Here is a 9,996-nt window from a genome sequence, read left to right as displayed (position 1 = left end):
GCTCCCAACGGGAGCAGATTGTGACCGCCCGCCGCCGCAATCTCCAGGGCGCGCTTGGCCGTCTCCTGGCCCTTGACCTGGGACAGGTCCGGCCCGGGCGGCGCCCGCTCGGCTTCTCCGGGAGTGGGCGGCGAAAGAGCGGAGTTGCCGCGGAAGTGAGCGAGCAGGGCGAGGATATCGGGCGCGGGCAGGACTTCGATGTCGCCCGCCCAGGCCGCTTCCGATCCCTGCGCGGCCGGGCAGATCAACCCGAGATCGCGCGCGGACGCGTGCATGGCTGCGAGCAGAACGCCGGGCGACGGCGCAACCCGCGCATCGAGCCCGAGCTCGCCGACCACCACATAGCCGGCCAGCGTCTCGGCATCGATAGCTCCCATCGCCGCCAGAAGGCCGAGCGCGATCGGCAGATCGTAATGCGATCCCTCCTTGGGCAGGTCGGCGGGGGAAAGATTGACGGTGATGCGCTTGGGCGGAAGCGACAGGCCGATCGCCGCCAGCGCGGCGTGGACCCGCTCCCGGCTCTCGCCCACCGCCTTGTCGGGCAGGCCGACCACCAGGAATTTGGGCAGCCCGCTCGCAATCTGAACCTGGACCTCGACCGCGCGCGCCTCCAGTCCCAGAAACGCCACCGTGGCGACATGCGCGACCATCTTGGAGCCCCCTCCCCCGAACGGCCCGTTGTGGCGTGGCAGACCGGACGTGTCGAGTGTCCGATTCGGCAGAGGCTTAGCGCTGGTTCTTGTGAACCTTGCCGTCCGCCATGACGAAGCCGACGCGCTTCAACACCGTCACATCCCGCAGCGGATCGCCGGCGACCGCGATCAGGTCGGCCTCCTTGCCCGGCTCGAGCGTGCCGATCTCGTTGGCAAGGCCAAGCAGGTCGGCGGCGTTGACCGTCGCCGCCTGGATCGCCTGGGCCGGCGTCATGCCGTGTTTGACCATGAACTCGAACTCATCGGCGTTGCGGCCGTGCTTGGAGACGCCCGCATCGGTCCCGAAGGCGATTTTCACCCCCGCGGGGACCGCCTTCTCCAGAGCCTTGCCCGTGATCGAGATGCGATAATCGATCTTGGCGCGGACTTCGGGAGGATAAGCGTTCGGGTCCTTGGCAATCCGCTCCAGATAGCCGTTCACGGTGGACAGCGTCGGCACGTAATAGGCCCCCGTCTGCTTGAACAATCGAATGCTTTCCTCGTCCATCAGTGTGCCGTGCTCGATCGAGTCCGCACCCGCCCGCAGCGCGACCTTGATGCCGTCGGCCCCGTGGGCATGGACCGCGACCTTCTTGCCGAGCAGGTGCGCGGTCTCGACGATCGCCTTGGCCTCGTCGTCGAACATCTGCTTGCCCAACCCCGCGCCGATCCGGCTGTTGACACCGCCCGTGGTCGCGATCTTGATCACGTCCGCGCCGCGCCCGACCTGCAGGCGCACCGCCTTGCGGCACTCGTCCGGCCCGTCGCACAGATTTTCGGCGCCGATCGCCTCGTGCATGTCCTCGGCAACGCCCAGCCTCGCGTCCATGTGACCTGCGGTTGTCGAAATCGAGCGGCCGGCATCGACGATGCGGGGGCCTTCGGCCCAGCCGCGCGCGATCGCGTCGCGCAGCGCCAAGGTCCCGCCGGGGTCGCCGAGGTTGCGGACCGTAGTAAAGCCCGCCTGCAGCGTCTTCTTCGCATTCCATAGCGTCTCGTACGCGCCGAGCTGCGGGCTTTCGGTAAATCCGGCGAGCAGGCCTTCATTGCCCGCGCGGTCGGAATCGAGGTGAACGTGGCTGTCGATCAGCCCGGGGAGCACAAACCGGTCGGACAGGTCGATCAAGGTCGCGCCGGCCGGCCCCGCGACATGGCCGTCGCGCACCTCGGCGATCCTTCCGCCCTGGATGATCAGTGTCGAGGGGCCGCGCGGCGGGCGTCCCGGCCTCTCGAGCAGGCGTCCGGCATGGATTACCGTGACAGGGCCGGTCGGGGTTTGCGCCGCGGCAGCGACAGGCAGCAAAGCGGCCGCCCCAGCCAGCAAGATCGATATTCGCATTCCTCATCCCCTTGGTTTACGCATAGCCTATTGCGCGGGCGGGGGAATGCAACGGAGCTTACTTGGCGAGCTTTTCGACCTGGGCCTGGAGGGCTGCGAGCTGGCTCTTGAGCGCGGCAATCTCGTCCTCGCGGCTGGCGGTTGCCTGCTCCGGCTCAGCCTTGGCGGGCATGGGCGCGCCCGCCGCGGCCGTGAACAGCTCCATGTTGCGCTTGGCGATATCCACGAAAGGGCCCCCGGATAGAGCACCGGCCACTGCATCGCGGAACTGGGATTGATTGCGCTGGAAAGACTCAAGCGAAGCTTCGAGATATTGCGGCACCATCGATTGCATCGAATCGCCGTACATCCCGATCAGCTGGCGCAGGAAATTGACCGGCAGCATCGTGGTGCCGCGCGCCTCCTCTTCCATGATGATCTGGGTCAGGATGTTGTGAGTGATGTCCTCGCCGGTCTTGGCGTCGACCACCCGGAACTCGCGCTTCTGCCGCACCATCTCGGCGAGATGCTCGAGCGTGATGTAGGTCGAGCTTTCGGTGTTATAGAGCCGCCGGTTGGCGTATTTCTTGATGGTGACGACATCGTCGCCGGACGCGGAGGCCATGGCGAATCCTGACAAAAAGGCGGGCTCAGCCTTAGCACCGGAGCTTGCCGCACCGCAACACAAGCCCCGCCCACTGATCCTGTTCCTGGACATGCTGGCCCGGGAGACCGCGGGCGACCCCGCGCGAACGGCGCGCGCGCTCGCCGGCCTTCGCGCCTACCAGGAAGCGCCGCGCGATCCGGCGCCGGAGGCGATGCCCGGTATCGCCCAGCTGCATGGCGCGACGCTGCGCGATTATGGCGGAAGCGGCCCACCAGTGCTGTTCGTGCCGTCGCTGATCAACCCGCCCACCGTCCTCGACCTGGGCGAGCGTTCCCTCCTGCGCTGGCTGGCGGGGCGCGGGCACCGCGTGCTGCTGCTCGACTGGGGCTCCGACCTGGCCGAACGCCGGGCCTTCTCGGTAGCCGAGCACGTGTCCGAGATCCTGATCCCGCTGATGAGCCAGCTCGATGAGCCGCCGGCGCTTGTCGGCTATTGCCTCGGCGGCACCATGGCGATCGCCGCAGCCGCGCTTGCGCCAGTGCCAAAGCTGGCGACCATCGCGGCCCCGTGGCGATTTTCCGGGTTTTCGGATCAAGCACGCGGGCAGCTGAGCGATCTTTGGGTTCGATCCGCGCCCGCCGCCCAGGCTCTGGGCGTGCTGCCTATGGAAGTGCTGCAAAGCGCCTTCTGGAGCCTCGATCCGCGCCGCACGGTCACGAAGTTCGAGTCCTTCGCGGGCATGCCGCCCGGCAGCGCGGAGGCCCGCGCATTCGTCACCCTCGAAGACTGGGCCAATGACGGCCCGCCCCTCGGGCAAGCCGCCGCTCGCGAAATGTTCGAGAACTTCTTCGCGCATGACCTGCCCGGGTCTGGCGAGTGGAAGGTGGCGACCGAGCCCATCGACCCCGCCGCCCTTCCCTGCCCCGCCTTCCACATCATCTCCACCACCGACCGGATCGTGCCCGCCGCTTCCGCGCCTCCCGGAGCCGAGCGCCTGGAGCTGGCGCTGGGTCATGTCGGGATGGTCGTCGGCCGGCGCGCAGGCGCGGCGCTGTGGGACCCACTGGATGCCTGGCTTTCCCGCCCACGCCCCACCTGATAGGGGCGGCGCGAACCGAACCATTGGAGACCTCGCATGACCGAGATCGTGATTACCGCCGCCAAGCGCACGCCCGTCGGCGCTTTCCTCGGTGCCTATGCCGCCACCCCCGCCCATGAGCTGGGCCGCATCGCGATCGAAGCCGCACTCGCTCAGGCCGGCGTCGAGGCCGGTGAGGTTTCGGAAGTGATCCTCGGCCAGGTGCTGACCGCCGGTCAGGGGCAAAATCCCGCACGCCAGGCGAGCATGGCCGCCGGCGTGCCGAAGGAGGTGCCGGCCTGGGGCCTGAACCAGGTCTGCGGCTCGGGCCTTCGCGCCGTCGGAGTCGCCGCCCAGTCGATCATGGCGGGTGACGCCAAGGTGGTGGTCGCCGGCGGCCAGGAAAGCATGAGCATGTCGGCGCACGCGCAAAATGTCCGCGGCGGCACCAAGATGGGCAACCTCCAGCTGGTTGACACGATGGTTAATGACGGCCTGATGGACGCGTTCAACGGCTATCACATGGGCATCACCGCCGAGAATCTGGCGGAGCGCTACCAGATCACCCGCGAGAGCCAGGACGCCTTCGCCTGCGCGTCCCAGAACAAGGCCGAAGCCGCGCGTCGCGAGGGCCGCTTCGACGACGAGATCGCGCCCGTCACCATCAAGGGGCGCAAGGGAGACACGGTGGTCGACCGCGACGAATTCATCCGCGAAGGCGTCCAGGTGGCCAGCCTTGCGGGTCTGAAGCCTGCCTTCAAAAAGGAAGGCGGCACGGTCACCGCCGGCAACGCCTCCGGCCTCAACGACGGCGCCGCCGCGCTCGTCATCATGAGCCGCGAGGAAGCCGAGCGCCGCGGCGCCCCCGTGCTCGCCCGCATCGCCAGCTTCGCCTCCGCCGGCGTCGACCCATCGATCATGGGCATCGGCCCCGTCCCCGCCACCCAACGCGCGCTCGAGAAAGCCGGCTGGACGATCAAGGATCTCGATCTCATCGAGGCCAACGAAGCCTTCGCCGCCCAGGCGCTGGCGGTCGGCAAGGAGCTCGGCTGGGACGCCGACAAGGTCAACGTCAATGGCGGCGCCATCTCGATCGGGCATCCGATCGGCGCGTCCGGCGCCCGTGTGCTGACGACCTTGCTGTATGAAATGCGCCGCCGTGACGCCAAGAAGGGCCTCGCGACCCTTTGCATCGGCGGCGGCATGGGCGTGTCGATCTGCGTGGAGCGCTAATACGAAAACGGCCCCGCTCAGTGGGAGCGGGGCCGCCAAAGATTACAAAGGCGCGACGCTCACGCCCGCGACCCGATCAGAAACGATAGCCGACGACGAGCATTGCTTGATGACGATCCACATCGGCTTCGTAATTCGAGTAACGATACTCAAAACCGTAATATGCCCGGTCGTCACCACGGACCTGAACGCCAACGCCGCCCCGAACGCCGTCCAGATTGCCGGCGACGTCGAAGTCCAAATCTTCATCATCCGTAAGATCGAGCCCCACCCGCAGATTGGTGTAACCTGCTTTGCCGTACAGGGCGACCGAATCGCTCAGATGGGCCGTGAGACGACCGCCGACGTAGATATCGCGCTTGGTTTCGATCCTGCCTTCCGGCTCAGGGCCCGCTTCGGCGGGATCGTCCGGAATAACGATATCGGTCGTCGCAAAAGTGAGTTCAGCGTCCGCCCCCACTGACAGGGCCGCTCCGAGCGGGAAATCGAATCCCACCGCCGCCCCGCCGAAGACGCCGCCTTTGTCGTCACGGCCCTCGGCCTCGAGGAACTCGGCGCGCAAGATGTCATATCCGATCATCGCCTCCAGACGAAAGCCGCCGACAGTGTCTGCGGCCGCCTCCTGGGCCAAGGCCGGGCTGCTCAGGGCAGCGGCGAACGTAACTGCGAGCAGCGCGAACTTCTTCATGAGCTTCATCCCCTGATTAGAAGGGCGACTTCCTCCATCAAGATCAGCAGCTTGTCAGCCCGTTTCGGAGCTTGTTGCAGTTTTCTTGCGGTGGCGTGTCCACCACGCAACAGTTGCGCCAAGCAGCGGCTCGGCTGATCCGCGAAATGCCAGACCGCTCGGTCGGTGTTGCAGAACTGTTACACGGGTGAACAATCGATGAATGCGCAAAGCTAGGTTCTTGTGCCCATTGCCTAACTAAGTCAGTCGGACAGCCACGCCGGGGACAAACGGCTGCTCAGAAGGGATGACTGGGATGACGAAATTCGGATTGCTCGGTTCGAGCGCGCTGCGCTCGGCTATTGTTGTTGGTGCCACTTTCGCGGTTGCCACGCCGGCTCATGCGCAGGCCGCTCAGCCGGCACAAACGCCTCAGTCTCAACAACAATGCGATCCCGGCAATCCGGATCGCGACCCCGCCACCGGCAACTGCGTCCAGCCGGCCGAAGGCACCCCCGGAGCGACCGCACCCGGCACCAATCCGGCGACCACCCCCTCGGACGAAGAGCCTACTCAGGAAGAGCTCGACCCGAATGCTCCCGAGTCGGAGACCCTGGTCGTCACCGGTTCGCGCATCCCGCGTCCGCAGTTCGAAGGCACCATTCCCGGCGCTCAGGTCACCGCCGAGCAGATCGAAGCCCGCGGCTTCACAAACGCGCTTGACGTGCTGAATGACATTCCGCTGGTCGGTCCGGGCGCAAGCCCGTTCGGCACCAATGGCGGTCAGCCGTCGAGCCTCGGCGTGTCCTTCGTCGACCTTCTTGACCTTGGCACCGCGCGTACTCTGACCTTGGTGAATGGCCGGCGCTTCGTGAGCGGCAACTCGGGCACCTTGTTCGTCGCCGGTAACGTGACGGGCAGCCAGGTCGACCTGAACGTGATCCCGACGGCCTTGATCAGCCGTGCCGATGTGCTGACGGTGGGCGGCGCGGTGGCCTACGGGTCGGACGCGATTGCGGGCGTGGTCAACCTGATCCTGCGCGACGACTTCGAGGGTTTCTCGTTCAATGCGCTCAGCGGAATCTCCGCTCAGGGCGACGCTTTCGTTTATCGGATCGCCGGCACCGCGGGAACCAACTTCGCTGGTGACCGCGGCAACGTCACCCTCTCGGCTGAAACCAATTTCGACCAAGGTGTCCAGGCCAATCAGCGCCGCGAGTATCTTCTCAACCCGATCGCGCCGACTTTCTTCGGCAATGGCGGCGTTCGCAATCAGGCCTTCACCCCGAGCCTTACCGTCAATGCCGCGGCCGGCACCGGCGCGTTCCTTCCTCAAGGCTCCGACCTGGTTCCGAATAACGTCGCGGGAAGCGGCTTCTTCGGCGGATCGATCCTGACGTCTAATACAGGCTCGATCTTCATCGCCAACGGCGGTTCTGCAACTCAACCCTTCCAGGGACTCGGGACCAACGCGGTTCCCGCGAACCTGACAGTCGCGAATTCCCGCCCGGCGGTGAATTATGGCGTTCAGGCCGGCAACGTGAACCTCGTGCCAGGCACTCCCGTTGCCGCCGGCCCGGCCGGATGCAATATCACAAACCTCACGAATTTCTGTAACTTCGCGCCGAGCACCTTGCCCGGATCCCGACCGGTGGTTCCTCCCACACGGGCGCCCACTCCGGCCGAGGCGGCAGCTATCGCGCAACGCGACGCTTTTTCTAATGCGGTTATTAGCCGCTTCTCGCCGAGCTTGGCCGGCCAAGGGAGCGGAACGCAGCGCGACAATCTGGCTCTCCAGCTCCTGGCGGCGAACCGACCAACGCCGCGCGAATTCCTTGCGGCAAATCCGAACACCGACGTCAATCTGTTCGTTGGCACGTTCGCGACCGCGTCCCCCAACGGCGTCGGCGTTCAGAACTTCCCCACGGTTGCAAACACCGATCCAGCCACGGCAGCCCTGTTCCCACGCGTCGCTCGCGCACTGCAGTTCGACGCCAACGGCAACATCGTCCAAATCCTGCCGGCCACAATTGACGCAGCCACAACCCCGAGCACGACCGGCGGCGCGGCTGGCGGAACTGGCTTCTTCAATCCCGCCTTCAACACGGTTCTGCGTGCGGAGCAGCGCCGTCACATCGTCAATCTGTTCGCGCATTACGACGTCACGGACGACATCCGGATCTACACCGAGAACCTGTATGCGCGCGTCGAGAGCACCGCACTCCAGAACGGGCTGAGCGGCAACGCGATCACCGGCAACACCACTGAAAATGCGGCGCTTGTTCTCAACATCAACAACCCGTTCTTGGACGAGCAAGATCGCACAGCTCTGCGGGCCGTCGGCATCGGCACGACGGCCACGAATGGCAACTTCATCCTGTCGCGTACCAACCAGGATCTGGCGCCCGGCCGCAATCCGTTCTCGAACAACTCAGACACCTACCGCACGGCAATCGGCGCTAAAGCCGACTTCAACGTGCTGGGTCGCAGCCAAACTTTTGATGCGTCATTCACCTATGGACGGTCGGAGACGGTTTCGAGGCAACGGAATATTCGTGATATCGAGTATGCGCTCGCGTTGGATGCCGTTCGCGATCCGGCCACCGGCAATATTGTCTGCCGCGCCCAGATCGATCCGGCAGCCCGCGGCCTGCCCCGCGGCATCAACGCCATCGAGATCGTGCGCGAACCGAACGCCCAGGGCGTTCAGGTCGAGCGTCTGTCAGTCCGCACCGTCACTCCTGAGCAGATCGCTGGCTGTCAGCCGCTCAATCCGTTCGGTTTCCGCCAGCAGAGCCAGGCATCTCGCGACTATGTGATCGGTGACATCCAGTTCGATAATATCGGTGAGCAGTATTTCGGACAGGCATCGCTCTCCGGCGCGCTGTTCGACCTTCCCGCCGGGCCGATCCGTTACGCGATTGCTGGTGACTATCGTAAGGACACGATCGATTTCCGCCCCGATCGCGGCGCGCAGTTCGGCGAAACGCGCTTCGCTGCGATTGCAGCCACTTCGGGCTTCATCCAGAATTACGAAATCGGCGTGGAAGCTCGCATTCCGATCTTCGGCGAGGACTTCAACATCCCGCTGTTCCGGAATCTGGACTTCACGCCCGGCATCCGCTTCGTAAGGCAGTCCGGCGATGCTCCGGACGTGCAGCTCCTCAACGGAACCGTGCTGACTCAGCAAGCAAAGGGTAAGTGGAACGAGATCTACTCGCTCGCCGGTTCATGGCGGCCAGTCCGGGACATCACAGTGCGCGGCAACGTGACCCGGTCGCTTCGCCAGCCCTCGATCGTGGAGCTCTTCCTCGGCGGCCAGCCGTCCTTCATCAATGCGTTCACGGAGCCATGCTCGACCGGGAATATCGGCCTCGGCACCAACCCGACCGTGCGCCGCGCCAACTGCATCGCTGCCGTTCAGGCGGCGGGGGTTCTTGCTGCGGGGCAATCGGCGGAGGACTTCCTGGCCGGGTTCGTTCCGTCGGGCAGTTCCGTGACCGGCTCCTTCGCGGGCTCCCCCGGGCTGCAGCCGGAGCGTGGCGAAAGCTACACGGTTGGCGCGACCTTCGCCCCGTCTTTCCTTCCGGGGTTCCAGATCGCGGCCGACTATATCACGGTTGATCTCCTCGATCAGATCATTCCGACCAACCTGACCACCGCCCTCCAGACCTGCTTTGACAGCCCGAACTTTCCCGATACGGCGACCGAAGTTGGCGTGAATGTCTGCAGCTTCTTCAGCCGCCAGGGTGCGAGCGATGCGCGGCCGTTCGAGATCGCGAACGGCTTCACCTCAGGCTTCATCAACCTGGGATCGTTGCGGGTCAAAGCCGTCAACATGAACGCCCAATATAACTTCAATCTGGACAGGTTCTTCGGCACCGACGCCGGCAGGTTGGAATTGTTTGCAAACGCCTACCACCTCATCAATTACCTGAACGCGCCCACGGGGGATTTCTCCAATGCCCAGGAGTCGGCGGGAACCTTGTTCCGTCCGGAATGGGAATTGCAGCTCCGGGCCCGTTACGAGGCGCCGAGCGGCTTCTTCGGCCAGTGGACGATGAACTATCAGGACTCGACCAGGATCTTCAGCGGCGGCGCTCCCATCCCGGGCACGCCGGAGCAGAACGAGGTCCAGGATATCCTCGGCTTCGACGCGTTCGCGTTGCACGACGCGACTGTCGGCTTCTCGTTCGGTGAGGAAAAGCGGTTCGGGTTCCAGTTCACGGTTCGGAACATTTTCGACAAGCGCTTTGCGGCACCGTTCGCGCAGTCGATCGCGCTGGCGACCGGCACGCCTGACGACATTGGACGCCGCTTCAGCGTTCAAGCAAATCTGCGCTTCTAAGGAACAGACCCGGTTCGACTTCGGGGCGGCGAAACCACCGGTTTCGCCGCCCC

Annotated in this window: 7 protein-coding genes; 3 read left to right on the top strand and 4 right to left on the bottom strand. The window is 65.2% G+C overall.

The window, feature by feature from the left end; all coding sequences use genetic code 11:
- The 3 genes from VF631_RS05520 to phaR form a co-directional block, all read right to left on the bottom strand.
- The coding region (locus VF631_RS05520) for a magnesium chelatase domain-containing protein (RefSeq protein ID WP_431849280.1) at positions 1-650 on the bottom strand (650 nt) is incomplete at its 3' end.
- A 76-nt stretch (positions 651-726) separates the two neighbouring features.
- Complete coding sequence (locus VF631_RS05515) at positions 727-2,031, bottom strand: amidohydrolase family protein (RefSeq protein WP_431849279.1); 1,305 nt, start codon at positions 2,029-2,031, stop codon at positions 727-729.
- Positions 2,032-2,089: 58 nt separating this feature from the next.
- Positions 2,090-2,635, bottom strand: a complete 546-nt coding sequence (phaR, locus tag VF631_RS05510; protein ID WP_431849278.1) for a polyhydroxyalkanoate synthesis repressor PhaR — start codon at positions 2,633-2,635, stop codon at positions 2,090-2,092.
- On the opposite strand from phaR, the gene VF631_RS05505 reads away from it, so the two are divergent.
- Entirely contained in the window at positions 2,634-3,716 is a 1,083-nt protein-coding gene (locus tag VF631_RS05505; RefSeq protein ID WP_431849277.1) for an alpha/beta hydrolase, read from the top strand. The genes phaR and VF631_RS05505 overlap by 2 nt on opposite strands.
- A 36-nt stretch (positions 3,717-3,752) precedes the next feature.
- Positions 3,753-4,928: an acetyl-CoA C-acetyltransferase gene (locus tag VF631_RS05500; RefSeq protein WP_431849276.1), complete on the top strand. Its 1,176-nt coding sequence runs from the start codon at positions 3,753-3,755 to the stop codon at positions 4,926-4,928.
- 76 nt (positions 4,929-5,004) lie between these two features.
- On the opposite strand, the gene VF631_RS05495 is transcribed toward VF631_RS05500, so the two are convergent.
- The gene (locus VF631_RS05495) at positions 5,005-5,616 is read right to left on the bottom strand and encodes an outer membrane beta-barrel protein (protein ID WP_431849275.1); all 612 of its coding nucleotides are present in this window, start codon (positions 5,614-5,616) and stop codon (positions 5,005-5,007) included.
- Positions 5,617-5,911: 295 nt separating this feature from the next.
- On the opposite strand from VF631_RS05495, the gene VF631_RS05490 reads away from it, so the two are divergent.
- Positions 5,912-9,943 (top strand): TonB-dependent receptor domain-containing protein, encoded by a 4,032-nt coding sequence (locus VF631_RS05490; protein WP_431849274.1) that lies wholly within the window; start codon positions 5,912-5,914, stop codon positions 9,941-9,943.
- Positions 9,944-9,996 lie beyond the last annotated feature (53 nt).

Origin of the sequence: Allosphingosinicella sp., from assembly GCF_036387615.1 — a bacterium.
Taxonomy (GTDB): domain Bacteria; phylum Pseudomonadota; class Alphaproteobacteria; order Sphingomonadales; family Sphingomonadaceae; genus Allosphingosinicella.
The sequence above is the reverse complement of the archived record's forward strand: the minus strand, read 5'-3'. Positions and strand labels throughout refer to the sequence as shown.

What these genes read in the sequence shown, in the direction of transcription:
- VF631_RS05515 (WP_431849279.1), bottom strand. Translation starts at nt 2,031, where the DNA reads ATGCGAATATCGATCTTGCTGGCTGGGGCGGCCGCTTTGCTGCCTGTC.
- VF631_RS05505 (WP_431849277.1), top strand. Translation starts at nt 2,634, where the DNA reads ATGGCGAATCCTGACAAAAAGGCGGGCTCAGCCTTAGCACCGGAGCTT.
- phaR (WP_431849278.1), bottom strand. Translation starts at nt 2,635, where the DNA reads ATGGCCTCCGCGTCCGGCGACGATGTCGTCACCATCAAGAAATACGCC.
- VF631_RS05500 (WP_431849276.1), top strand. Translation starts at nt 3,753, where the DNA reads ATGACCGAGATCGTGATTACCGCCGCCAAGCGCACGCCCGTCGGCGCT.
- VF631_RS05495 (WP_431849275.1), bottom strand. Translation starts at nt 5,616, where the DNA reads ATGAAGAAGTTCGCGCTGCTCGCAGTTACGTTCGCCGCTGCCCTGAGC.
- VF631_RS05490 (WP_431849274.1), top strand. Translation starts at nt 5,912, where the DNA reads ATGACGAAATTCGGATTGCTCGGTTCGAGCGCGCTGCGCTCGGCTATT.